Genomic DNA, 23,324 nt, shown 5'->3' with positions numbered 1-23,324 from the left:
CGTCACGCGTGCTGGACGGTGAGCGTGAGGGTCTGCGTCGCGGTGCCCACGCTGTTGGTGGCCGAGACGGTGACCGTGAAGGTGCCGACGTTGTCCTCGGCGGTACCGGAGATCAGACCGGTGGCGGTGTCGATGTTCAGCCCCTTCGGCAGCCCGTCGGCGTTGAACGACGTCGGCAGCCCGTCGGCCGTGATCAGGTAGTTGAAGACCTGGTTCTTGGTGGCCGTGGCCTTGTCGGGGCTGGTGATCGCGGGCTTGTCGGTGGACGTGGCCTCGGTGGAGTTCAGGAACCGGGGGTTGATCACGTGCTCGTTGGCGTACGCCGGCATCATGTCCGTGAACTTGTACCAGCCGGGCTTCTTCATCCCGTTGGCGATCGTCTTGCCGTTGATGACCAGGTTCTGGAAGGTGACGTTCTTGATGGCGTGGTCCGCGTCGTAGCCGACCATGATGGACGGGTTGGCGTGCGTCCCGGTGTAGGTCATGTTCCGGATGTACACGCCGTCGATGCCCCGCCCAACGGAGGTGTTGTACGACTTGTTGAACATGACGCGCATATTGATCAGCTGGCCCCAGCGGAAGTCCTCCACCCGGATGTCCTGGGCGCGGACGTTGCGCAGCAGGTTGCTGTCGCCGGGGTTGAGCGCGATGCAGCCCTGGTAGTCCATCTGCGGTTCGCGGTGGTCCAGGACGTCGATGTTGCTGAAGACGAGGTTCTCGATGGTCTCCGGCTTGTCGGTGTTGCCGTGCGTGCCGACGTTGATCGGGTGCGCCACGTCCGCCCAGAGGGTGGAGTTGCGGACGGTGATGTTGCGGCAGTCGCCGTAGTAGTCCCAGCGGTGGGCGTAGATCGCGATGCAGTCGTCGGAGTTGCGCATCCAGACGCCGTCGATGAGGACGTCCTCGCTGGAGAAGACGTCGATGCCGTCACCCCACTGACCGTGGCTGTAGGAGTGCAGGTTGCGGACGGTGACCTGCTTCGACTGGCCGACGGTGACCGAGTAGCCGCTGCTCGGGTTGAGCACCATGATGCCGTCGATCTCGATGTTCTTCGCGTACTCGACCAGGATGCCGTTCACCGTGTTGTACAGCACGCCACGGCCGATGATCCGGGCGTTCTCCACCTCGTGGAACTCCACCCGGGATGTCAGTACCGCGCCGCCGGCCAGGTACAGCGTCTTGCCGCTGGGCACCTTCACCACGTTGTCGGTGGTCTTGTGCAGGCCGGGGCCGAAGTAGATGACGTCGGGGTCGTCGGGGTCGGGCGCGTTCGACTCGATCGGGTTGGCGTGCAGCTGCAGGTTGTTGAAGAGGTCGCCGTCGATCTCGATGGAGAGGTTGCGCGGCTCGGTGAGGGTGAAGGTCACCGTGGCGCCGTCCACCGTGAACGGGGTGTCGTACGACAGCGGGCGGATCCGCGCGGTGCCGATGGTGCCCTTGGACGAGGTGACGGCGACCTCGACGGTGCCCTTGAAGTCGAACGTGGCGACGGAGGAGTTGAAGACCGGGCCGCTGCCCGTGTTCGCGTCGATCTGCTTCGCTCTGGCGCGGTAGACGGGCACCGTCTTCCATTCCCCGCCGGGCGTACGGGCCTTGACGGAGTAGCTGGAGTTGGTGGGAACCCCGCTCGGGATGGGGTAGACCACCAGCTTGTTCGTCGAAGCGGGTTCGTCCGCGGCTCTCGCGGCGCCGGCTGCCGCTCCGATCAGTGAGTAGGCGGCGACGGTGGCACCCGCGGCCTGGAGAACAGTGCGCCGGGACAGGCCGGTGCTCTGGGCGTCGTTCATGGGAAACTTCCTTCAGTACGAGAGGTGAGAGATAGGGAAGGTCACTTGAGGCCGGTGGTGGACATCCCCGCGACGAAACCGCGCTGGGCGATGAGGAAGACCAGCAGGATCGGGACGACGTACATCACGGAGGCGGCGGCCTGGAGCTCGGGGACGGGCGTGCCGGCCTCGCTGACGTAGGTGGTCATCACGGCGACGGCGAGCGTGGTGCGGTCGCTGGACAGCAGCAGCTGCGGGGCGATGTAGTCGCCCCAGGTCCAGGTGAAGGCGATGATGAAGCTCGCGGACAGCACGGGCCAGGACTGTGGCAGGAAGATCCGCCAGAAGATCGACGAGTATCCGCAGCCGTCGACGATCGCGGCCTCCTCCAGCTCACGCGGCATGCCCGCGAAGAACTGCCGGAAGAGGAAGACCAGATACGGCGCCGCGGACAGGCCCCACAGCACCCACGGCCAGTACGTGTCGACCATGCCCATCTTGGCGAAGATCAGGTAGGTCGGCAGCAGCGTGACCATCTGGGGCAGCATCATCGAGCCGAGCAGGACGCCGAACAGCACCTTCTTGCCGGGTGCGTCGAGGCGGGCGAAGCCGAAGCCGACCCAGGCCGAGCTGAGGGTGACGAGCGTGGCGTAGATGAGGGCGATGACCAGGGAGTTGCGGGCGTAGCCGAGGAAGTCGATCTGGTGGAAGGCGTTGGCGAAGTTGTGCCACTGGAAGGCGTCGGGCAGCCAGTGCACGGGCGAGGCGGCCAGTTCGCCCTGGGTCTTCAGACCGGAGAGGATCAGCCAGCCGAAGGGGCCGAGGAACAGCCCGGTGACGGAGACGAGGACCGTGTAGAGGACGAGGCGCCTGGCGCGCACCCGTACACGCACGTCGGTCATCGAAGACTCGGGCGGCAGGGTGGTGGCGGTCACTTCTTCGCCTCCGGGTCGACGTTGTAGAACACCGCGCCGGACGTGAACTTGAAGATCAGTCCGGTCACGACGAGGATCAGGATGAAGAGCACCCACAGCAGCGCGGAGGCGTAGCCGTAGCGGCCGAGCGCGAAGTACTGCGCGAAGACGTGCATCATGTACAGGTAGTTGGATTGCGGGACCGTGGTGATGCCGCTCGTGTCTCCGAGCGGGGCCAGCAGCAGCGGCATGATGGTCTGCACCGAGGCGATCACCCCGGTCACCGCCTGGAAGAGCAGGACGGGCGACAGCAGCGGCACGGTGATGCTGCGGAAGGTGCGCCAGGCGCTCGCTCCGTCGATACGGGCCGCCTCGTGGAGTTCCCTGGGTACGTCCTGGAGCCCGGCCAGGGAGATGATCATGATGTTTCCGGCGCTCCAGAGCACCGTCATCAGCAGCACGTAGCGGGCGTACGGGTCGGCGAGCCAGGGGACGGCGTCGATGCCGAAGAAGGTCAGCGCGCCGTTGGTGGCACCGGAGTTCTGGTCGAAGAGGAACTTGAAGGCGAGGCCCGCGCCCACGGGGGGCACCACGGCGGGCAGATAGAGCAGCGTGCGGAACAGGCCGCGTGCCTTGATCGGCCGGTTGACCAGGACGGCGAGGCCGAGCCCCGCGATGATCGACAGCGGCACCGAGGTCACCGCGAACAGACCCGCGCGGCCCAGCGCGTCCCAGGTGACCGGATCGTTCAGCAGCTCGCGGTAGTTGCCGAGTCCGACGTACTTCCAGTTGGGCGAGATGCCGTCGAACGTGGTGAAGCTCAGCCACAGCGCGTACACCATCGGCGTGATGGTCAGCAGCACGAACCCGATGATCCAGGGCGAGGTGAACATGTAGAACGCCCGGTGCCTGCGCGCGGTCACGGTGAGCTGCGGCCTGCCGGTGGCCGGTGCGCGCCGGGCGCTCGCGGCGGCACCGGGCCGGTCCGCGACGGCTGATATCTGGTCGACCGTCATCCCACCTGCTCCTTACCGCGCTTCATCTGCTCGTTGATGGCCGAGTTCAGGCGCCCGGCGAGGGTGTCGACGGAGATCTGGCCGTTCATCGCGGCGGGGGCGATCTGGTTGAAGAGGGCGTCGATCGCGTCCGCCCGGGTGTAGGGGGTGAACGAGACCACCGAAAAGTGCTTCAGCTCGTCCTGCTGCACCTTCTGCACCCGCTTCTGGTAGTCCTCCTTGGCCGGCATCAGCGGCCTCAGCGACTTCAGGGTGGGGATGCCCCAGCCGCCGGAGGCACGTGCCTTCGCCGGCTCCTCGCCGAAGAACCACTCGAAGACCCGCCATGCGGCGTCCTTGTTCTTCGCCCCGCGCGGCATCCACAGGCCGGTGCCGCCCTGGCAGGCGCTGATCCGCGGGCCGCCCGCGAAGACCGGGGCGGGTGCCAGGCGGGAGACCTCCGCCAGCTTCTTGTCGGTGCCGATCATGCCGCCCAGCCAGTAGCCGGAGTTCGACATGGCCAGCCGCCCGGCCTGGTAGGTGGGCCCGTCCCAGCCGTTGGGGTCGGGCTGGATGAGGCTCGGCCCGACCTTGGTCTTGCAGTAGTCGATGTACCAGGCCAGGGCTTTGCGGGCCTCGGGGGTGGTGAAGTCGACCCGGGAGAAGTCGTCGTTGAAGAGGCTGCCGCCGGCGGACGCCGTCATGGTCGCCAGGAGCGTGGCCCGGGTGAGGCCGCCGTAGCTGCCGCCGAAGACGGTGGTCTGGCCCTTCTTGCGCTGCACGAGGCGCTTGGCCTTGTCCATCCACTCCTCGTACGTGGCCGGCTCGGTCTCCGGCGGATAGTCGACACCGCCCCTGTCGAAGGCCGCGGTGTTGTACCAGTACATGGAGTCCTGGGAGAAGTCCTTCGCCATGCCGTAGCGCGGGCCCTTGCCCTGGGTGCGGCCGTCGAACCGCCAGAGGTCGTTGACGGGGTCCAGGTCGTCCGGTTTGAGGACGCTGCTCCGGGCGAAGTAGGGGTCCAGCTCCTCGGCCACGTCCCGCGCCGCGAAGAACGGCGCGTCCACGGCGCCGACGCCGCGCACCAGGTCGGGCGGATTGCCGCTGGTGAGCATCGCGATCAGCTTGGTGATGTCGTACCTCACCTGGACGATCTTGACGCCGAGGTCCTTCTTGGCCTGCTGGATCTGCTCCGGGAGGATGTCCCCGGAGTTGACCATCACGGTGACGGTCTCGCTCGATCCGCTCACCCCGGTCGACACCTGCATCGCACAGCCGCTCAGCGCCCCCGCACCGGTCGCGGCGCCGGCCGCGGACAGGGCGAGAAAACGGCGGCGGCTCAGGGAAGCACCAGCATGTGGGTGCATGAACGCACCACCTCCTTGCTTTTCCGGCCTGCGGTGGCAACCGGTTGTTGTGCGTGGGGCAGAGCTTCTTGCGGTCGGGATGGCGCGTCAAGAGCCTTGACGAGTTTTCGAAAAGACTATGTAACCTCGATGTCATCAGCGACAGCGCCGATGAGACCTGTTTCCTGGCACCGCGCGCCGGTCGCCGACGCGGGACCGGGCCGCCCTGACCAGGGACGGCGGGGTTCTCGTTTCGGCAACAGGGTTGGGAACCGGTTGCCGAGACGACCGACCGGGTACTCAGGTGGTGACGGCGGCACGGCCGGGCCTCACGGTCGCTCACTGAAACAGTGGTAATCGATTTCTACGAGTTGCTCGGGGCCCGAGGCGTGACGACTCGACCCCTCCCCTCATAGCCGCACGCTCCCTACGGCCCCTCTTCGCTCCCCTCCGCCGGCCCCTCTCCCGGCACGACGTGGGAAAACCAAGGCCGTTGCCCGGAAACCCGGCATTGCCGGCCATCACCTCGGCCCCGCCGATTGACCGCCGCTTCCCGGCGGATCTACGGTAGAAGGCGCTTTCTGAAACAGTTTCCGTCCTCTGCTCCAGGAGAGTCATGCCCAGCCCTCAGCTGCCGCGGGCCGTGTTCGCGATGGACCCGGTACACCTCCCGCTGCTCTTTCCTCCGCCGCTGATGGAGCGGCTGAGGCGCACGGCCGACATCGATCCCGGGTTGGTCGTGCGGGACTTCACCGATCCGGCCGCGGCCTTGGCCCTGGCCTCCGCCGAGGTGCTGATCACCGGCTGGGGCTGCCCGCATCTGGACGCCGGTGCGCTCGCGGCGGCCCCGAAGCTGGGCGCCGTTCTGCACGCGGCCGGCTCCGTGCGTTCCCTGGTCGGCGACGCCCTGTGGGAGCGCGGCGTGAAGGTCTCCAGCGCGGTGACGGGCAACGCCGTGCCCGTCGCGGAGTACACGCTCGCGATGATCCTGCTCGTGGGCAAGGACGCCTTCGACCACCGCGAGCGCTTCCGCCGCACGCACACCTACCCGGGCCCCGCACAGACCGCGGCGACGGGCAACCTCGGCCGCCGGGTCGGGGTCATCGGCGCGTCCCGGGTGGGCCGCCGGCTGCTGGAGCTGCTGCGGCCGTTCGACCTCACCGTGCTGCTGCACGACCCGTACGTGAGCCCGGCCGAGGCGGCCGCCCTCGGTGCGGAGTCGCTGTCGCTGGAGGACCTGCTCAGACACAGCGACATCGTGAGTCTGCACGCCCCCGACATCCCCGAGACCCACCACATGCTCGACCGCGATCGGCTCGCCCTGGTGCGGGACGGCGGCGTGCTCATCAACACCGCCCGCGGCGCGCTGGTCGACCACGAGGCCCTCGCCGACGAGCTGGTCTCCGGCCGGCTCAGCGCGGTCCTCGATGTCACCGACCCGGAGCCGCTGCCGGCCGAGTCCCCGCTGTACCACCTGCCCAACGTGTTCCTCACCCCGCACATCGCCGGCTCGCTGGGCAACGAACTGGAGCGGCTCGGCCGCATCGTCGTCGAGGAACTGGAGCGCCTGGTGGCGGGCGCGCCGCCGGCCCACGAGGTGCTGCGGGCGGATCTGGCGCGGGTGGCGTGACACCGTGATGGCCGGGCTCAGGGCGGATCGAGCAGGACCGGCACCGGCCCCCGGCGGACACGGGATGGCGGGTGGTCCCGTGACCAAACGACGCGGCTCTGCGACCGGACGACATGGGAGGAGCGCGAGGTCGGCCGACGGGCCCTCACTCGGGGGACGGCCTCCTCACTCCGAGGTCCTCGCGCATCGTGGTGCGCATCCTGGACAGGTCTTGCCAGCCCTGCTTGATCGCATCCCGCACGTCCTCGATGCCGTCGCCGTCGCGTGTGGTACCTCGGGTGAGCCGGGCCAGGACGCCGTAGACGGAGTTCAGGTCGCTGTCGACCCGTCTCACCTCCGTCAGCACGATGTCCGGCACGATCATCTGGGCCTCGGCGTACCGGCGACGGTAGTCCACGCGGGCCGCCTCCACCGTGGCCAGCGACTCCTTCGGGTCGTACCCGATGCGCAGTACGTGGGAGTGGTCGTTGAGGGTCGCCAGATAATGGCGGGCGGCGGCGTTGAACTCCGTGTACGCCGCTCTGCGGGCCTCACGGCCCGACTCCGCTCGCCGTGCGGCCATCTCGGCGCGGCGTGTTCCTTCGAGTCGTTCCCACTCCTCGCGGCGGGACACGTCTCCGCGGCGCTGGGTCAACCACGCCGAACCCAGCGTGCCGCCCACGCCCACCGCCGCAGCCAGCAAGCCCGCCACAGCCGAGTCCATCGCGCCTCCCCCGTGCCACCAGCGCCTCCGTACCACCACTCAGTGTGCCTGCCGGAGACGCTCCGCCACAGAACGCGTGACGGCTCGGTGACCAGCGGCCGGGGGAACGCGAGGCGGCCGGCCACGGCAGGGCGGGCGACTCCGGCACACGTCATGCCGGGCGGGTCTGGCCCCCGTCCACAGACCCTCCAGTCCTGGAGTAACGATGGGATACGGTTTCCGCACGGTTGGGGGCAGAGCCCCGGTGCCGGATCGGAACGCAACGGTGAAGGAGCCGCAAGGGTGAGTCAGCGCAAGGCGACGAGCGACGCCGGACGGGCGACCATTCGCGACGTCGCGGAGCGGGCCGGCGTCTCCGTGGCCAGCGTCTCGCGCGTGCTGTCGGGCAACTACCCGGTGTCGGAGGAGCTGCGCCGCCGGGTGATGAAGGTGGTCCGGGACCTGGACTACGTCACCAACGCCCATGCCCGTTCGCTCGCCGGCGGTGGCACACCGACCGTGGCGATCCTCATCAACAACATCACCGGCGCCGCGTTCGCGCATGTCGCGAAGGGCGTCGAGGGCGCGGCCACGCTGCGCGGCTGGCTCTCCCTGGTCGGCACGACCGGTGACGACCCGGAGCGGGAGCTGGCCCTGGTGAACCTGATGCGCCAGCAGGGCGTGGCCGCCGTGATCCTTCTTGGCGGCGCGTACGACTACGACGAGTACCAGCTGCGCATGGCCCGCTTCGCCCGTTCCCTGGACGCGGCCGGCTCGCATCTGGTCCTGGTGGGCCGGCCCCCGCTGGAGGGCGATGTCCCGGCGACGACCGTCGACTACGACAACGAGGGCGGCGCCTACGCGATGGCCAGCCATCTGCTGTCCGCCGGTCACCGGCGCGTCCTGGTCTTGCCGGGACATGCCGAACTGACCACCGCGCAGGGCCGGCTGAGGGGAGCGCAGCGGGCCTTCGAGGCGTACGGCGTGCCGTTCGACCCGGGCTTGGTCCGGCACGGCCCGTACGACTACGAGCACGGGTACGAGGCCGTGGAGGCGGCCCTGCACGAGACGCCGGACTTCACCGCCGTGCTGGCGGGGACGGACGTGGTCGCGGCGGGCGCCATGCAGGCGCTGCGCGCGGCGGGCCTGCGGGTGCCCGAGGACGTCTCGATCGTCGGTTACGACGACATCCCGCTCGCGTCCCAGCTCACTCCCCAACTGACCACCGTGCATGTGCCCTACGAGGAGATGGGCCGTGTCGCGCTGCGCGCGGTGGCCGACCGGCGCGAGGGCGGTGCGGGGCGCCGCAAGAGTGCCGACGGCGACCATCTGGTGCTGGGAACGCATGTCGTGGTCCGCAACTCGGTGCAGCCGCCGGGTCAGCGGGGATAGCGGCGCGGGACGTCGTTACGTAACCGTTTTCCAGAGGCTTTGCGGACCGTTCGGGGGTTCGTCCGCGGCGCCGCCGAGGGCCTGGACCAGCCGGTCCGCCCCTGCACTGACCTGCGCGTATTCGAGACTCCCCGCGAGCGCAGGCCGCGCGCCCCGAGATAACCCCGCGGACAATTCGCCGTAACAAATTTCCGCGCACCTCTTGCTAAGAGCCGAGCCAGCCGCCTACCGTCCCAGCAACCGCTTACTACAGCTTCTGCTTAGCTTGGCCGAACCCCCCGCAACCGCGAGCCGACGGTTTCCGGCCGCCGTTCCTGGCCAGCACAATCGAGCCGCTGCCGTCCTCTCGTTCTGAGAACGCCCTATTCCGAAGGATCACGGTCAGATGAACTTCACCAGCCCCCGGAGAAGGTTCGCCTCCGCCGCTGTCGCGGGTATCGCGCTGACAGGTCTGCTCTCCGCCTGCGGCGGATCCGGCTCGGGCGACGACGCCGCGTCGAAGTCCGGCCCGGTCACCCTCCCCTTCTGGGGCTGGGCCAACGGCCAGGAGGCAGTCGTCAAGGCGTTCAACGCCTCGCACAAGGACATCCAGCTGAAGTACACCAAGGTCACCGACCAGCTGACCATGCAGAAGCAGCTGACCAACGCGGTGAAGGCCGGCAACGCCCCCTGCCTGGTGCAGAACACCGCCGAGTACGTGACGAGCTGGGTCTCGCAGGACGCGCTCGCCGACATCACCCGGTACGTCGAGGGCGAGAAGGACAAGTTCAACAGCGGCGCCTGGGCGAGCGCGCAGGTGCAGGGCAAGCTCTACGGCGTGCCGACCAGCTCGGCGCCCCAGTTCACGATCTACCGCACGGACATCTTCAAGAAGTACGGCCTGAAGCCGCCGGCGACCTGGGACGACTTCATCGCCGCCGGTAAGGAGCTCAAGAAGCACGGCATCAAGATCACCAACTACGCCGGTGAGGACCCCAGCACCCTGGAGGTGCTCGCCATGCAGGCCGGCGCGCACTGGTACTCGATCGACGGCAACGCCTGGAAGGTGAACTTCCAGGACGAGGGCACCCTCAAGGCCGCGAAGGTGATCCAGGAGATCGTCGACAACGACCTGAACGCCAAGCTGTCCTTCGCCGACTACGCGGCCGTGCAGCGCAGCTACGACACCGGTGCCACCGCCACCCGGCAGATCTCCACCTGGCAGATGGCCGGCATGGTGCAGAACTTCACCAAGTCCTTCGGCGACTGGGCCCTGGCCCCGTGGCCGACGTACAAGGGCGAGGCGCCCAAGACGCCGGCGGGTACCAACCTGACGGGCAGCGTGACCCTGGTGACCAAGCAGTGCAAGAACCAGGAGCAGGCGGCGCAGGCCGCGCTGTGGATGTCGACGAACCAGGACGCGGTCAAGACGATGGCGAGCCCGGAGACGGGCAACGGCGTGATGCCGGCGCTGGCCGACAGCGAGTCCTACGTGGGTGAGTCGATCTCGCAGAAGCTGCTCGGCAAGAACTACGAGCCGGCGCAGAAGGTCGTGACGGACAGCCTGGGCACGGTCACCACCGACTGGACCTTCGGGCCCAACTGGACCGCGATGTTCACCGAGCTGCAGGCGGGCTGGGCCAAGGTCGTCAACAAGGAGCAGACGGTCACCGACCTGCTCGCGCACATGCAGCAGTGGACGGTCAAGGACCTGAAGTCCCGCGGTATCAGCGTCAAGGGCTGAGGCATTCGATGATTCGCTCCCTGCGCTGGAAGGGTGCCGCGTTCACGGTGCCCTTCCAGCTCGGCTTCGTCTTCCTGTATCTCCTCCCGATCGGCTACGCCGTATACGAGTCGCTGTTCACGGAGAAGCAGTCCGGGCTGGGCCTCGGCGGCGCCACGACGGAGTTCGTCGGGCTCGAGAACTACACACAGGGCCTGACGGACTCGGCGTTCATGAACTCCATCCTGCGGGTGGTGCTCTTCGCCTGTGTGCAGATCCCGTTCATGCTGCTGATCAGCCTGCTGCTGGCGCTGTTCCTGGACGCGGTCACCTCCAGGGTGGCGAGCCGGTTCCGGATCCTGCTGCTGGTGCCGTACATGATCCCGGGCGTGGTCGCGGCGATCGTGTGGGTCAACCTCTACAGCCCGGACGTCGGCCCGCTGACCCCGATCGGCAAGGCCCTCGGCTTCGACTGGAACTTCTTCGCGCCGTCGATGGTGTGGCCGTCCATCGGCAATCTGCTGACCTGGCACGGCATCGGCTACAACATGGTGATCATCTACTCGGCCCTCCAGGGCGTGCCCCGCGAGCTGTTCGAGGCGGCCCGGCTGGACGGTGCCTCCGAGCTGCGGATCGCGCGCAGCATCAAGATCCCGTACGTGCGCGGGGCGCTGGTGCTGACGGGGCTGCTGTCGATCATCCAGATGCTCCAGATCTTCAACGAGCCGGCGCTGTTCCGGAACATCACCCCGCAGACGGTCAGCGACAGCTTCACCCCGATCATGATCATCTACAACCAGGCGTTCAACGCGGGCAACTACAACTACGCGGCGGCGCTGTCCGTGCTGCTCGCCCTGATCCTGGGCGTGGCCTCCTTCCTCTTCTACCGGCTCACCTCGAAGGAGGCCGACTGATGGTGCTGACCGAGCACACCACGAAGCGGCCCCCCGTCCGCAGCGTCCGGCGCCTGCCCCGCCCGGACGCGGCCTCCCGCGGGCGGGGTGGTCAGCGCTTCCTGCTGGTCGGGCTGATCCTGGCCAGCGTCTACAGCCTGTTCCCGGTGTGGTGGCTGATCGTCGCCGCGACCAAGGACCGCACGGCGCTGTACCAGAGCAACGGCCTGTGGTTCTCCGGCTGGCATCTGTGGGACAACCTGCACCAGGTGTTCACCTACCAGGACGGGATCTTCCTGCGGTGGACGGCCAACTCGTTCCTGTACGCGGGGGTGGGCTCGCTCGGCGGCACGCTGATCGCGCTCGCAACCGGTTACGGACTGGCGCGGTTCGACTTTCCCGGCCGTAACGCGATCTTCGCGTGTGTCGTGGGCTCGTTCCTGATCCCGATCGCCCTGCTCACGCTCCCGCTGTATCTGCTGTTCTCGGCGCTCGGCATGGTGGACACCCCATGGGCGATGCTGATCCCCTGCCTGATCAACCCGTTCAGCGTGTATCTGGCCAAGGTGTACACCGAGGCCACGGTCCCCTACGAGTTGCTGGAGGCGGCCCGCATCGACGGCGCCGGAGAGCTGCGGATCTTCTTCAGCATCGTGCTGCGGATGATGACGACGGGCGGCGCGACGGTGTTCCTGCTGGCCTTCGTCAACACCTGGAACGCGTTCTTCCTCCCGCTGACCGTGCTGCGCGGCAAGGAGAACTGGACGCTCAACCTCGGCCTCTACAACTGGACCGGCACGCGGCTGGAGTCCGGCATCGACCTGACGGGCCTGGTGCTGACGGGCGCGCTGCTGTCCATCGTGCCGATGGCGATCATGATGGTCGCGATGCGCCGCTACTGGCGGACGGGCGTGACGCTCGGCGCGCTCAAGTGACCGGCGGGCCCAAGCGACCCGCGAGCCCGAGCGACCCGCGGGCCCGAGCGACCGGCGGGCCCAAGCGACCCGCCTGCCAGGGTGACCGGCGGGCCCAAGCGACCCGCCTACCCGAGTGACCGGCGGGTCCAGATGACCCGCCCTACCCAGGTGACCGCCGTACAAAGTGACCCGCATGCCCGAGTGATCCGCGGGCCCGAGTGACCCACGGGCCCGAGTGACCGGCGCCATCAGGTGACCGGCTCCCGGTGACCCGCGCGCTCACGTGGTCCGCGCGCCTCAAGTGACGTGCGCTGAAGTGATCTCCCTCGCCCCGACTGACTCCGGGGGCCGCAGGTGACCCTGACTCCCTGCGGCCCCCGGCTGCCCACCCCTCCCGGAGCCCTCACGTGACCGTTCTGCACAACCCCGTCCTGCGCGGCTTCGCCCCCGACCCCTCCCTGATCCGGGTCGGGGACTGGTACTACATGGCGACCAGCTCCTTCGAGTGGTTCCCGACGATCCCGGTCCACCGCTCCCGCGACCTGGCCCACTGGGAGTACGCGGGGCACGTCCGGGGCGCGGCGCCCGGCGGTTCGCTGGCCGGGGTGCCCGACTCCGGGGGGATCTGGGCGCCGTCGCTGAGCTGGGACGGGGAACGGTTCTGGGTGACGTACACCGTCGTGCGCTCGGTCGGCACGCCGTACTTCGACCTGGACACGTACGTCTCGACGGCCACCGAGGTGAGCGGCGAGTGGAGCGCGCCGCGCCGGGTCGCGAGCCACGGCTTCGACCCGGCCCTGTTCCACGAGGACGGCAGGCTGTGGCTGCTGAACCTGCAGAACGACCACCGGCCGGGCGGGCGGAGGTTCGCCGGGATCGTCCTCACGGAGCTGGACCGGGACACCCTGGTGCCCCTCGGGAGCACGCGCCTGCTGCTCCAGCACGACCGGCTGATCGAGGGGCCGAAACTGCTGCGGCGCGCGGGCTGGTACTACCTGGTGCTCGCGGAGGGCGGCACGGGCTGGGAGCACGGGGTGCGGGTGGCCCGCGGCCGGGAGCTGACCGGGCCGTACGAACTCGACGAACGGCCGCTGCTGACCACCCGGGACGACCCGGACGTGCCGTTGCAGAAGGCGGGGCACGGCGAGCTGGTCGAGACGCCGGACGGGCAGTGGCTGCTCGGTCATCTGACGGCCCGTCCGCTGCACACGCCGCAGGGCCGCCGCTGCCCGCTCGGCCGGGAGGCCGCCGTCCAGGCGGTGACCTGGGACGCGGAGGGCTGGCCCCGGCTGCGGCAGGGCGGCGTGCACCCGGCGGTGGACGTCGATGTGCCGACGCGGCCGCACCCGCTGCCCCCTGCCACCCCGCCCGAGGACCTGTCCTGGCCGTGGAGCTCCCTGCGCGAACCGCCGGAGCCGTCCTGGGCCGACACGACGGCCCGGCCCGGCTGGATCCGGCTGCGCGGCCGGCACGGGCCGGAGTCCCGCTGGGCGAGCAGCCTGCTGGCCCAGCGCATCACCGAGCACCGCGCCGAGGCCGAGGTCACCGTCGAGGCGCGGCCGGTCACCTTCACCCAGGCCGCCGGGCTGGTGCTCTGGTACAACCCCGAGGCGTATCTCAGCCTGGACCTGACCTGGGCGGAGCCCGAGGGCGAGCCGCAGCGCGGACAGCAGTGGCGGGGCACGCCCGGTGCGGGAGGCCGTACGGTGCTCAGCCTCGTGGAGCGCGACGTGGACAGCACCCGGCAGGTGGCCGTCGTCGAGGTGGCGGGGACGGCACCCGTGACGCTGGGGGTGACGGTCGAGGGTGCCGAGGCACGCTTCTGGCACGTCCGGGACGGGGTGCGGACGGCGATCGGCCCGGCCCTGGACTTCAGCCGGCTCTCCGACGACCACGGGTCCCGGCTGCGCTTCACCGGTGCGATGGCGGGCATCCACGCCCGGGACCTCGTCGACGCGGCGTTCACGGCGGACTTCACCGGGTTCCGGCTGACCTGCAATCCCGGCTGACCGAGCCTGACACTCGCCTGAACCCGTTGTTCGGGGTTTCGAAAGTTTTGACCGGCGAGAACCCGTGAATTCACTTGTCTTCCCGCCGTCCTGCGCCGCACCTACAGTAGGAAGCGCTTTCTGCCCGGTCGGACGCCGCATCGGGGTGAGCAGCGCTGGTCGAAACTTTCCACGGCCCTCGGGCGGGCCGGAGAGGTGGGTTCCCGATGGTCCGTACGGCGAGTGCGAGCGTGGCGGCCGGTCCGACGCTGGCGGTCGTGGCCCGCGAGGCGGGGGTGTCGGTGCCGACCGCGTCGAAGGTGGTCAACGGCCGGGAGGACGTGGCACCCGAGACGCGCCGCCGTGTCACCGAGGCGCTCGACCGGCTCGGCTATGTACGCAGACCCCGGTTCGACGCGTCGAAGGCGCCGCGGCTGGTGGACCTGGTCGTGCACTCGCTGGAGAGCTCCTGGTCGGGCGCGGTGCTGCACGGGGTGGAGGAGGCGGCGCACGACGCGGGCCTGGAGGTCGTGGTGTCGGCGGCCCTGACCCGCACCCGGGCCGGCCGCCCGGAGCGCGGCTGGCTGGACAAGCTGGTCGCCCGGGGCTCTTCCGGGGTGCTGTTCAATCTGGCCGAGCTGAGCGATTCCCAGTACGCCTGGCTGGAGCAGCACCGCATCCCGTTCGTGATGATCGACCCGGTCCAGGAACCGCCGGAGGGCGTGGCGTCGGTGGGCGCGGCGAACTGGCAGGGCGGTCTGACGGCCACGGAGCACCTGCTGTCCCTGGGGCACGAGCGGATCGCCGTCATCGCCGGTCACCGGCGCACGCTGTGCAGCAGCGCCCGGGTCGCCGGCTACCGCTCGGCGCTCACCTCGGCCGGGGTCCGCAACCGCTCCGAGTACGTCCGGCACGCGGGCTTCGACGAGAGCCAGGCCCGCCGCCGCATGCGGGAACTGCTCGACCTGCCAGAGCCGCCGACGGCGGTCTTCGTCTGCTCGGACCGGATGGCCCTGGGGGTCTACCAGGCCCTGGCCGAGCGGGGGCTGAGCGTCCCGGACGACGTCAGCGTGGTGGGCTTCGACGACCTGCCCGAGGCCCGCTGGGCCTCCCCGGCGCTGACCACGGTCCGCCAGCCGCTGTCGGAGATGGCCGCGACGGCCCTGCGGTCGCTGCTGCGCCTGATGGACGGCCACCACCCGGAGAGCACACGGACGGAGCTGTCCACGCGGCTGGTGGAACGGGCCAGTACCGCCCCGCCACGCTCCTAGGCCCTGTCGCCAAATTCCCGCGGGCGCGGACGGTCGGTCGTGCGTCGCGGTTGTACGGAAATCCTGTACGGAAATCAACGCATTGACCTGCGGTCGGTGGAGGCCGTTGCATGAGGGCGGGCCCCTTGCCGCAGGGGCGGGGGGACGTGTCCACCGGGGGGAAGAATGCGTTCTGCGTTACGCGCGGCCGTCGCCGCCGTGGCATCGCTGTGCGCGGTGGCGCCGGCCGGGCCCGCTGAGGCGTCCGGGCCGGGACCGGGGCCGGAGTTCGTCGATGTCCCGGCCGACGGCGTGAAGGGGAACGGTGCGTCGTCGTATCCCGTGGTCAGCGCCGACGGCAGGCATGTGGCCTTCCTGTCGTGGGCCACGAATCTGGCGCCCGGCGACACCGACACCACGGCCGACGTCTATGTGAAGGACCTGCGGACCGGGAAGCTGCGCTGGGTCAGTGACGTCCCCGGCGGCCAGGGCGAGGAGGTGGACTTCGGGACGCCGTCGATCAGCGCCGACGGCACACGGGTGGCGTTCGCCGCGCCGGCACCCGGCACCTGGCCGCCACCGCGCGACGTGAAGCTCCCGGCCTATGTGCACGACACCCGCACTGGCCGCACCGAACGGATCGACGAGGCGACCGACCCGGCCTTGCGCACGGTGCCGGAACCGGTCCTCAGCGGAAACGGACGGTATGTGACCTTCGCCGGCCGGCCGAGCGGGGCCGGCCATCGGTTCCGGATCCATGTGCGAGACCTCCGGCGCGGCACCGGTTCGTGGATCGACCACCCGCTGCCCGGCGGCGAACAGAGCCTCGGCTCCCCCACGCTGAGCCACGACGGCAGCCGGGTCGCCTATGTCGCGTGGGACGCGGGCACCGGTCCCGGCGCGGACCACGAGGGCGTCTACGTCCTCGACCGGCGGACGGGCGAGCGGGTCCGTGCGGACGCCGACTGCGCCGGGGATCCCGCGGACAACGGGGTCAGCGCTCCCGCGATCAGCGCCGACGGCCGGCATGTCGCGTTCCGCTGGAAGTGCCTCACGCTGCCGTCCGGAGGCACCAGCGACACGGGGGACGTCTTCGTACGGGATCTGCGACGGGGAACGCTGCGGCACGTCCTGGGTCCGCGGCCGCAGTACGCCACGCACAGCGGCCGGCCGAGCGGGGGCGCCCGCCGGATCGTGTTCGCCGTGTACGAGTCGGAGGCCGGTCAGCGTCCCCGCCAGGTGGTCTACCTGCGTGATCTGCGCACCGGCAGGGTGGTTCTGGTCAGCGCCCGCCCCGACGGCACGGTGAACCAGCGGCCCGCGGCCCATCCGACCACCGACGCCCGGGGCCGGGTCGTGGCCTTCGACGGGGAGCGGCTCGACCTTCAGGGCGAGGACGGCTTCAGCGAGCGACAGGCGTTCGTCACGCGCGTGCGCTGAGGGTGTCCAGGGGCGGAATACCGTACAGGGGACGGGAGTTGGGGAGGAGCGCCATGGTCCGCCGCCGGTGCGCGGCGGCCGTACTCCGCGAAAGGACAGCCCGGTCATGACGCACGACCCCCGCACGATCACCAACCCGGCCACCCTCCACGACCCCACGCCGTTCGGCTACAGCCACGCCGTCTCCGCGCCCGGTGAAACCGTCTTCATCGCAGGCCAGTACGCCTCCGACGCCACCGGCGCCCCCGTGCCCGGTGACTTCGCCGCGCAGGTGGAACTGGCCTTCGACCGGCTGCGGTCGGCGCTGGAGGGGGTCGGGCTCGGCTTTGAACACGTCGTACGGCTCGGCACGTTCATCGTGGACCACGACCTCGGCAAGCTGGAGATCCTCGGCAAGGCGATGCAGGCGCGCTTCGGCGGGCGGCTCCCGGCGCAGACACTGAGCGGGGTCGCCTCGCTGGCGCTGCCGGGGATGCTGTTCGAGGTGGACGCGGTGGCGGTACGTCCCGGCGCGCCGGACACCGACTGATCCGCACCGCCGTACGCGGACCGCCCAGGGACGGGTCGCGGGACCTTCCTGGGCCGGGGCGGGACGGATTCTTCCGCAGCCGGCGTTCCCAACAAACGCCATGGTTGGCTCATCCGGCCCGCTTGGGCGCCCGGCTGCTACGACAATGCGTGCATGGACGATGACTGGCAGCAACAGATCGACGCTCTCAAGGAGGAGTTGGTCCGCCGTGACGACCCCGCCGCCTGGGTGCGGGAGGCCGACGCGTTGGACGCCTCACGGCGCTATCCGGCTCTGTCGTTGCGCGGGCCCGTCTTCGGGGTCGCCACGCAGGATCCGGCGGTGGGACCGCAATGGCGGCTGCTGAAGCCGGTGACGGACGGCATGCCGCAGGTGGCCCGGGACGGGCTGCACTCGCATCTGTGGTTCACGGCGAAGGACGACACCGACGACCCGGCCGTCCGGCGTGAACTGCTCGCGGCCGTCGCGGTGATGGAGCGCGAGCCGGTGAACGAGGTCGAGGCGTGCGGGGTCCGCTACCGCGTGGTTCGCGGTGACGAGTTCGCGCGCTGCAACGACGACGGCATCGAGCCGCCGCGCCCCACCGACCCGGAGCCGGCCCGGCGGTCGTGGGACAGGCAGGCCAAGGACACCACGTCCCCGGACGTCGGCTTCGTGCTCGATGCGGCCCGCCCGGACGGACTGGCGGCGGGCGCGCTGCGGCTGGCCCTGCGCGAGTTCGCCTACACCGGCTCCCGTTTTCCCCCCGACGTCCGCGCGGACTCCGAGAAGGCGGTGACCACGTACCCGGACCCGGTGCTGCTGCCCACCGGTTTCGGTGTCGTCGAACGCGGCCGCTACGGCTGGCAGCCCCGCGGCGCCCTGATGGCCACGCCGCACGACGCCCGGCGCCTGCTCCACGGCGGCATGTCCGAGATCTGGGCGATGCTGTACCAGTACGACGACGCCAAGAAGGCCAGGTACGCGCGCGCCGCCGAGGAGTACCAGGCACTCGACCGCGCCGACGAGTTCCGCGTGGACGACCGCCTGTTCCGGATCTGCCGTGTCGAACGCGTGCTGCGCATGGGCCCCGACGGACCGGAGTGCCCGCGCCCCTCGGACATCGACGAGTACGGGCCCATGAAGATGCACCCGACGATGGACGAGGACGGCACGATCCACTACGGGACGGCCTAGGTGTGCGGAAGCGGATGGCTCATGAGCGTTCCATCAGCCGCTTGAGGGCGGTGAGGTCGGCCGTCACCGCCTCCGCGTCGCGGTGGAACTCCTCGTCGCTCATCCAGGGCTGCCGGCGCAGGGTGAACACCAGCTCGCAGCCGGGGCCGTCGTCGAGCACCCGCATCGGGTTGTGGACGGTCTCCCCCGAGGGCAGGGTGACGTCGTGGTCGAGCACGCCGAAGTCGTTCCTGGGTGTGAAGCCCACCACGACCCGCCCCATGGGCGACTCCCCCACCCACCGGCCGTCCACCAGCTCGATGGAACGGGCCAGTCCGGGAGCCCAGCGGGGGACGTTGACGGGATCCGAGACGTAGTCGTAGACCTCCTGTGCGGGTCGGTCGATGGAGATGCCGAGGTGCCGGGACTGCCGTGTCGTGGTCGTCATGGCGGCGACGTTACGGGCCTGGCCGAGAGGCGTCTTGAACGGATCGGACACCCCGCGCGACCGGTGTCCGATTCCTTCAAGACCGGGGGTCGCGGGCCTGCCTACGGTGGGCCCATGACCGCACGATTCGATGCCATCGGCCTGGTCGTCTCCGACATGGCCGCCTCCGTCGCCTTCTACCGCCGGCTCGGGTTCGCCTTCCCCGAGGGCGCCGAGAACCAGCCGCACACCGAGGCCGCACTGCCCGGCGGGCTGCGGCTGATGCTCGACACCGAGGAGACGGTGCGCTCCTTTTGGCCCGCGTGGCGGCCACCGGCGGACGGCGGCCGGACCTCGCTGGCCCTGCGGTGTGATGCGCCGCAGGAGGTGGACGCGCTGTACGCGGAGTTGGCGGGCGCCGGGTGCCACGGTGAGCTGAAGCCCTGGGACGCCTTCTGGGGGCAGCGGTACGCCGTCGTGCTCGACCCGGACGGCAACGGGGTGGACCTGTTCGGCCCTAGCCTCGGCCGGCGAGTAGCTCCCGCAGTGGCAGGCCCGCCAACTCCCTGACGTCCCGGGCGAGATGGGCCTGGTCGGCGTAACCGGCCCGGGCGGCCGTGTCCGCGAAGGGCACACCGCGCCGGGCCAGCGCGAGGGCGCGGCGCAGCCGCAGGATCCGGGCCAGGGTCTTGGGTCCGTAGCCGAACGCGGTCAGCGAACGGCGGTGCAACTGGCGTGCTCCGAGTCCCAGCGCGTCGGCGGTCGCGGCGACGGGCCGGCCCGCGCCGAGGGCGGTCACGACCTGCCGCAGCAGCGGATCCGGCGGATCGGCTGCGGCCGCCTGCCGCAGGGCGAGGTCCTCCAGTCCGCTCGCCGGGTCGGGGGCCGCGTTCACCCGTGCCGCCAGTCGCCGTACCTCTCCGGCCGGCCACAGGTCCGCGAGCTCGACACGGCGGTCGCGCAGCTCGTGCGCCGGTACGCCGAGCAGGGCCGGTGCCGTGCCCGGGAAGAAGCGGACGCCGGCCCAGGTGCCGGTCTCGCCGTCCGTGAGGTACGCGTGCGTGTCGGGCCCGGCGACCAGCAGCCGCCCCTCGTGCCACAGCAGGTCCATGCAGCCGTCGGGCAGCACACGCGCCGCCCCGTCCCGCTCCGGGGCATTGCTCCACACGACCGCTCCCGCCAGCCGTGACGCCCGCTCCACGTACACGTAGGCCAGGCTACGCCGCAGCCGGCGCGGCTGCCGCGCGCGTCCCGGGGGCGGGCTCCCCCGCGGGCCCGTTACTTGTCGGCGGGCGGTGGTGGCTCGCCGTCGGAGTGGCCGGGGGCCTTCGGGTGGGTGCTCTTGACGTGGGTGCGCAGGCGGGCCGTGACGTCTTCCGGGGGGAGGAAGCGGGACCAGCGTTCCGGGAACTCGGAGGGCATGTCGGGGTCGGACTCGCCCGCGGCGCGGGCGACGTACTCGGCGACCTGCGCCTGGCGCAGGCGTTCGTTGGCCTCGCGGGCCGCGGCCGTCGCGGCGGCCGGCCAGACCCGGTCGATGGCGGCGTTGACCGCGGCCCCGACGAGCACGGCGAACGCGGACACACCGATCCACAGCAGCACGGCGACGGGCGCGGCCAGGGAGCCGTAGATCGTCGGGCCCTCGACCGTGCTGGTCAGGTAGATCCGCAGCAGGAAGCTGCCGAGGACCCACATGCCGAGGGCGACGAGCGCGCCGGGCACGTCCTCGATCCACGGGGAGCGGACGGGTACGGACACGTGGTAGAGCGTGGTCAGGAAGGCAATGGACAGGAGGATGACGACCGGCCAGTAGAGGATCTGCACCACGGTCGTCGACCAGGGCACGATCCGTACCACCGCGTCCGGCCCGGCCACCATCAGGGGCAGCGCGATCGAGCCGATCAGCAGGGCGACGACGAACAGCGCGAAGGCCATCAGGCGGGTCTTCACGATGCCCCGGACGCCGTCGAGGCCGTACATGACGGTGATGGTGTCTATGAAGACGTTCACGGCGCGGGAGCCGGACCACAGGGCGAACAGGAAGCCGATGGAGATGACGTCGGGCCGGCCGCCCTTTATCACGTCGTGCAGGATCGGCTCGGCGATCTGCCGCACGCCCCGGTCGGACAGCACCGTGCGGGCCGCCTCCAGAAGGTTGGCCTCGAGACTCTTGATCGTGTCGGCACCGGTCCAGGCGTCGACGTACCCGAGCAGTCCGATCATGCTCAGCAGCAGCGGCGGCACCGACAGCAGCGTGAAGAACGCGGCTTCAGCCGCCAGGCCCAGGATGCGGTACTCGATGCAGGAGTTGACGGTGTCCTTGAGCAACAGCCAGGCGGTCCTGCGCTTGGAGACGTTCCGGTAGAGGGCACGCGCCCGGTGGAGGCGCCCGGAAGGTGTGTCGGGGGTTTCACTTGCTGGCTGCACCCCCTAACGGTATCCGTCGTGCCTGACCGTACTCACCCACAGGTGGGGCTCCGCCGCCCGGCCGGCGCCCGTGGGTGACCGAGGTGCCGCCCCGGGGTACGTTCGCAGCATGGCTGGCAGCACCCACTCCGTGAACAACCAGGTCCCGCCGTTGGTCGGGTACGACGTCTTCTCGGCCGACCGGGCCCTCGCGGCGGCGGTCGGACGGCATCTGGATCCGGGCCTGCGCGAGGAGGTGCTCGGCGAGCTCTCGGCGCTCGGGCGGACCTCCGGCTCGGCCCAGGTGCAGGAATGGGGGGCGCAGGCCAACGAGAACCCGCCACGGCTGCGCACCCACGACCGGTACGGCCACCGGATCGACGAGGTCGAGTTCCATCCGTCCTGGCACCGGCTGCTCGGCAAGGGCGTCTCGGCCGGTCTGACCGCGGCCTGGGACCGGCCGGCCGGGCATCTGCGGCGGGCCGCCGCCTTCCTGGTGTGGACGCAGGTCGAGGCCGGCAACGGCTGCCCGCTGTCGATGACGCACGCGGCGGTGCCCGCCCTGCGCACCGACCCGGACCTGGCCGCCGAGTGGGAGCCGCGGCTGACGTCCATGGTCTACGACCGTGGGCTCAGGCCCGCCCGCCTCAAGGCCGGGGCGCTGTTCGGGATGGGCATGACGGAGAAACAGGGCGGCAGCGACGTCCGGGCGAACACGACGTCCGCGCGGCCGCTCGCCGAGGACGGGACGTACGAACTGACCGGGCACAAGTGGTTCTGCTCGGCGCCGATGTCCGACGGTTTCCTGGTGCTCGCGCAGGCTCCCGGCGGGCTCACCTGCTTCCTGGTGCCGCGGGTGCTGGCCGACGGCACCCGCAACGTGTTCCTGATCCAGCGGCTCAAGGACAAGCTCGGCAACCGGTCGAACGCCTCGGCCGAGGTCGAGTTCGACGGGACGTGGGCGCGCCGGGTCGGCGAGGAGGGGCGCGGGGTGCGCACCATCATCGAGATGGTGGCGGCGACCCGGCTCGACTGTGTGCTGGGCTCGGCCGGGCTGATGCGGCAGGCCGTGGCGCAGGCGGTGCACCACTGCACCTACCGGGAGGCGTTCGGCGGGAAGCTCGCCGACAAGCCGCTGATGCGCAACGTCCTCGCCGATCTCGCGCTGGAGTCGGAGGCGGCGACGACGCTGGCGCTGCGGCTCGCCGCGGCCTACGACGACGGCGGCGAGCAGGAGCGGGCGCTGCTGCGGATCGCGGTGCCGGCGGCCAAGTACTGGGTGACCAAGCGGTGCCCGCCGGTGGCGGTGGAGGCGGCCGAGTGCCTGGGCGGCAACGGCTACGTCGAGGAGTCGGGGCTGCCCCGGCTGGTGCGCGAGTCGCCGCTCAACTCGGTCTGGGAGGGCGCGGGCAACGTCCAGGCCCTCGACGTGCTGCGGGCGTTGCAGCGGGAGCCGGGGGCGCTCGACGCGTATCTGCGGGAGGTCGGGCAGGCGCGCGGCGCCGATCACCGGCTCGACGGGGCCATCAAGAACCTGCTGACCGAACTCGCCGATCTGGACGGCGTGGAGGGGCGGGCGCGGCGGCTGGCGGAGCGGCTGGCGCTGGTGCTGCAGGGGTCGCTGCTGGTGCGTTTCGCGCCACCGCAGGTCGCCGACGCGTTCTGCGCGGCACGGCTGGGCGGCGACGGGGGCGCGGCGTTCGGGACGCTCCCGCACACGCTCGATCTGGCGTCGGTGGTGGAGCGGGCCCGGCCGGTGAGCTGATCCGGGCGGCAAAAGCGGGGGTGGTGCTGCGCCGACACGGCACCACCCCCGCCGCACTGGCCCGTTCGAGCCACTGAACGCCGCTCGGGACGGCGCCGCTCAAGTTTCGGACACGGCCGGGCTGTCC

At 70.5% G+C, this 23,324-nt stretch carries 20 protein-coding genes; 12 read left to right on the top strand and 8 right to left on the bottom strand.

Translation table 11 applies throughout. From position 1 onward, the window contains the following. Window positions 1–2: 2 nt before the first annotated feature. From ACFZDA_RS02585 to ACFZDA_RS02570, 4 genes are read right to left on the bottom strand one after another with little or no spacing between them, the layout of a single operon-like run. Window positions 3–1,787 (bottom strand): putative Ig domain-containing protein, encoded by a 1,785-nt coding sequence (locus ACFZDA_RS02585; protein WP_391073708.1) that lies wholly within the window; start codon window positions 1,785–1,787, stop codon window positions 3–5. Window positions 1,788–1,828: 41 nt separating this feature from the next. Continuing rightward, on the bottom strand, window positions 1,829–2,701 hold the full coding sequence (locus ACFZDA_RS02580; protein ID WP_391073706.1) for an ABC transporter permease subunit: 873 nt from the start codon (window positions 2,699–2,701) through the stop codon (window positions 1,829–1,831). Further along, window positions 2,698–3,696: an ABC transporter permease subunit gene (locus ACFZDA_RS02575; protein WP_391073704.1), complete on the bottom strand. Its 999-nt coding sequence runs from the start codon at window positions 3,694–3,696 to the stop codon at window positions 2,698–2,700. Before ACFZDA_RS02575 ends, ACFZDA_RS02580 begins: the two co-directional genes overlap by 4 nt. Continuing rightward, on the bottom strand, window positions 3,693–5,042 hold the full coding sequence (locus tag ACFZDA_RS02570; RefSeq protein WP_391073701.1) for an extracellular solute-binding protein: 1,350 nt from the start codon (window positions 5,040–5,042) through the stop codon (window positions 3,693–3,695). Before ACFZDA_RS02570 ends, ACFZDA_RS02575 begins: the two co-directional genes overlap by 4 nt. A 595-nt stretch (window positions 5,043–5,637) precedes the next feature. Here ACFZDA_RS02570 and ACFZDA_RS02565 point away from each other — a divergent pair. Then, complete coding sequence (locus ACFZDA_RS02565) at window positions 5,638–6,651, top strand: NAD(P)-dependent oxidoreductase (protein ID WP_391073698.1); 1,014 nt, start codon at window positions 5,638–5,640, stop codon at window positions 6,649–6,651. A 145-nt stretch (window positions 6,652–6,796) separates the two neighbouring features. Here the strand turns inward: ACFZDA_RS02565 and ACFZDA_RS02560 are convergent, their stop codons facing one another. Then, window positions 6,797–7,354: a hypothetical protein gene (locus ACFZDA_RS02560; protein ID WP_391073696.1), complete on the bottom strand. Its 558-nt coding sequence runs from the start codon at window positions 7,352–7,354 to the stop codon at window positions 6,797–6,799. A 282-nt stretch (window positions 7,355–7,636) separates the two neighbouring features. Here ACFZDA_RS02560 and ACFZDA_RS02555 point away from each other — a divergent pair, with 282 nt between their 5' ends. From ACFZDA_RS02555 to ACFZDA_RS02515, 9 genes are all read left to right on the top strand, one after another. Beyond that, window positions 7,637–8,725 carry a substrate-binding domain-containing protein gene (locus tag ACFZDA_RS02555; RefSeq protein WP_391073693.1) on the top strand — a complete coding sequence of 363 codons (1,089 nt, stop codon included), beginning with the start codon at window positions 7,637–7,639 and terminating at the stop codon, window positions 8,723–8,725. A 385-nt stretch (window positions 8,726–9,110) separates the two neighbouring features. After that, a complete protein-coding gene (locus ACFZDA_RS02550) occupies window positions 9,111–10,448 on the top strand; it encodes an extracellular solute-binding protein (RefSeq protein WP_391073691.1) in 1,338 nt (445 codons plus the stop codon). 8 nt (window positions 10,449–10,456) lie between these two features. Next, on the top strand, window positions 10,457–11,341 hold the full coding sequence (locus ACFZDA_RS02545; RefSeq protein WP_391073688.1) for an ABC transporter permease subunit: 885 nt from the start codon (window positions 10,457–10,459) through the stop codon (window positions 11,339–11,341). Next, window positions 11,341–12,255 (top strand): ABC transporter permease subunit, encoded by a 915-nt coding sequence (locus tag ACFZDA_RS02540; RefSeq protein WP_391073685.1) that lies wholly within the window; start codon window positions 11,341–11,343, stop codon window positions 12,253–12,255. Before ACFZDA_RS02545 ends, ACFZDA_RS02540 begins: the two co-directional genes overlap by 1 nt. 389 nt (window positions 12,256–12,644) lie before the next feature. Further along, window positions 12,645–14,246 carry a family 43 glycosylhydrolase gene (locus ACFZDA_RS02535; RefSeq protein WP_391073682.1) on the top strand — a complete coding sequence of 534 codons (1,602 nt, stop codon included), beginning with the start codon at window positions 12,645–12,647 and terminating at the stop codon, window positions 14,244–14,246. Between the two features lie 206 nt (window positions 14,247–14,452). Beyond that, window positions 14,453–15,496 (top strand): substrate-binding domain-containing protein, encoded by a 1,044-nt coding sequence (locus tag ACFZDA_RS02530; protein ID WP_391073679.1) that lies wholly within the window; start codon window positions 14,453–14,455, stop codon window positions 15,494–15,496. Between the two features lie 165 nt (window positions 15,497–15,661). After that, window positions 15,662–16,915 (top strand): TolB family protein, encoded by a 1,254-nt coding sequence (locus ACFZDA_RS02525; RefSeq protein WP_391073676.1) that lies wholly within the window; start codon window positions 15,662–15,664, stop codon window positions 16,913–16,915. A gap of 106 nt (window positions 16,916–17,021) precedes the next feature. Then, entirely contained in the window at window positions 17,022–17,444 is a 423-nt protein-coding gene (locus ACFZDA_RS02520; RefSeq protein ID WP_391073674.1) for a Rid family hydrolase, read from the top strand. 153 nt (window positions 17,445–17,597) lie between these two features. Beyond that, a complete protein-coding gene (locus ACFZDA_RS02515; protein ID WP_391073672.1) occupies window positions 17,598–18,620 on the top strand; it encodes a DUF5954 family protein in 1,023 nt (340 codons plus the stop codon). Between the two features lie 19 nt (window positions 18,621–18,639). Here ACFZDA_RS02515 and ACFZDA_RS02510 read toward each other — a convergent pair whose 3' ends face one another. Then, complete coding sequence (locus ACFZDA_RS02510; RefSeq protein ID WP_391073669.1) at window positions 18,640–19,047, bottom strand: SRPBCC family protein; 408 nt, start codon at window positions 19,045–19,047, stop codon at window positions 18,640–18,642. 114 nt (window positions 19,048–19,161) lie between these two features. On the opposite strand from ACFZDA_RS02510, the gene ACFZDA_RS02505 reads away from it, so the two are divergent. Continuing rightward, entirely contained in the window at window positions 19,162–19,596 is a 435-nt protein-coding gene (locus tag ACFZDA_RS02505; RefSeq protein ID WP_391073666.1) for a VOC family protein, read from the top strand. Here the strand turns inward: ACFZDA_RS02505 and ACFZDA_RS02500 are convergent. Together ACFZDA_RS02500 and ACFZDA_RS02495 are read right to left on the bottom strand one after the other, a co-directional pair. Further along, on the bottom strand, window positions 19,544–20,233 hold the full coding sequence (locus ACFZDA_RS02500; RefSeq protein ID WP_391073663.1) for a DUF6597 domain-containing transcriptional factor: 690 nt from the start codon (window positions 20,231–20,233) through the stop codon (window positions 19,544–19,546). The two genes, ACFZDA_RS02505 and ACFZDA_RS02500, sit on opposite strands and share 53 nt — an antisense overlap. Before the next feature lie 71 nt (window positions 20,234–20,304). Continuing rightward, window positions 20,305–21,453 carry a YhjD/YihY/BrkB family envelope integrity protein gene (locus tag ACFZDA_RS02495; RefSeq protein WP_391073660.1) on the bottom strand — a complete coding sequence of 383 codons (1,149 nt, stop codon included), beginning with the start codon at window positions 21,451–21,453 and terminating at the stop codon, window positions 20,305–20,307. Window positions 21,454–21,562: 109 nt separating this feature from the next. Here ACFZDA_RS02495 and ACFZDA_RS02490 point away from each other — a divergent pair, with 109 nt between their 5' ends. After that, entirely contained in the window at window positions 21,563–23,197 is a 1,635-nt protein-coding gene (locus ACFZDA_RS02490; RefSeq protein WP_391073657.1) for an acyl-CoA dehydrogenase family protein, read from the top strand. Window positions 23,198–23,324 lie beyond the last annotated feature (127 nt).

Source organism: Streptomyces sp. NPDC007991 (assembly GCF_042958445.1).
Lineage (GTDB): Bacteria > Actinomycetota > Actinomycetes > Streptomycetales > Streptomycetaceae > Streptomyces.
This window is presented reverse-complemented; position numbering and strand designations above follow the sequence as displayed.

What these genes read in the sequence shown, in the direction of transcription:
- ACFZDA_RS02525 (WP_391073676.1), top strand. Translation starts at nt 15,662, where the DNA reads ATGCGTTCTGCGTTACGCGCGGCCGTCGCCGCCGTGGCATCGCTGTGC.
- ACFZDA_RS02515 (WP_391073672.1), top strand. Translation starts at nt 17,598, where the DNA reads ATGGACGATGACTGGCAGCAACAGATCGACGCTCTCAAGGAGGAGTTG.
- ACFZDA_RS02570 (WP_391073701.1), bottom strand. Translation starts at nt 5,042, where the DNA reads ATGCACCCACATGCTGGTGCTTCCCTGAGCCGCCGCCGTTTTCTCGCC.
- ACFZDA_RS02520 (WP_391073674.1), top strand. Translation starts at nt 17,022, where the DNA reads ATGACGCACGACCCCCGCACGATCACCAACCCGGCCACCCTCCACGAC.
- ACFZDA_RS02505 (WP_391073666.1), top strand. Translation starts at nt 19,162, where the DNA reads ATGACCGCACGATTCGATGCCATCGGCCTGGTCGTCTCCGACATGGCC.
- ACFZDA_RS02540 (WP_391073685.1), top strand. Translation starts at nt 11,341, where the DNA reads ATGGTGCTGACCGAGCACACCACGAAGCGGCCCCCCGTCCGCAGCGTC.
- ACFZDA_RS02550 (WP_391073691.1), top strand. Translation starts at nt 9,111, where the DNA reads ATGAACTTCACCAGCCCCCGGAGAAGGTTCGCCTCCGCCGCTGTCGCG.
- ACFZDA_RS02585 (WP_391073708.1), bottom strand. Translation starts at nt 1,787, where the DNA reads ATGAACGACGCCCAGAGCACCGGCCTGTCCCGGCGCACTGTTCTCCAG.
- ACFZDA_RS02545 (WP_391073688.1), top strand. Translation starts at nt 10,457, where the DNA reads ATGATTCGCTCCCTGCGCTGGAAGGGTGCCGCGTTCACGGTGCCCTTC.
- ACFZDA_RS02530 (WP_391073679.1), top strand. Translation starts at nt 14,453, where the DNA reads ATGGTCCGTACGGCGAGTGCGAGCGTGGCGGCCGGTCCGACGCTGGCG.
- ACFZDA_RS02575 (WP_391073704.1), bottom strand. Translation starts at nt 3,696, where the DNA reads ATGACGGTCGACCAGATATCAGCCGTCGCGGACCGGCCCGGTGCCGCC.
- ACFZDA_RS02565 (WP_391073698.1), top strand. Translation starts at nt 5,638, where the DNA reads ATGCCCAGCCCTCAGCTGCCGCGGGCCGTGTTCGCGATGGACCCGGTA.
- ACFZDA_RS02510 (WP_391073669.1), bottom strand. Translation starts at nt 19,047, where the DNA reads ATGACGACCACGACACGGCAGTCCCGGCACCTCGGCATCTCCATCGAC.
- ACFZDA_RS02560 (WP_391073696.1), bottom strand. Translation starts at nt 7,354, where the DNA reads ATGGACTCGGCTGTGGCGGGCTTGCTGGCTGCGGCGGTGGGCGTGGGC.
- ACFZDA_RS02490 (WP_391073657.1), top strand. Translation starts at nt 21,563, where the DNA reads ATGGCTGGCAGCACCCACTCCGTGAACAACCAGGTCCCGCCGTTGGTC.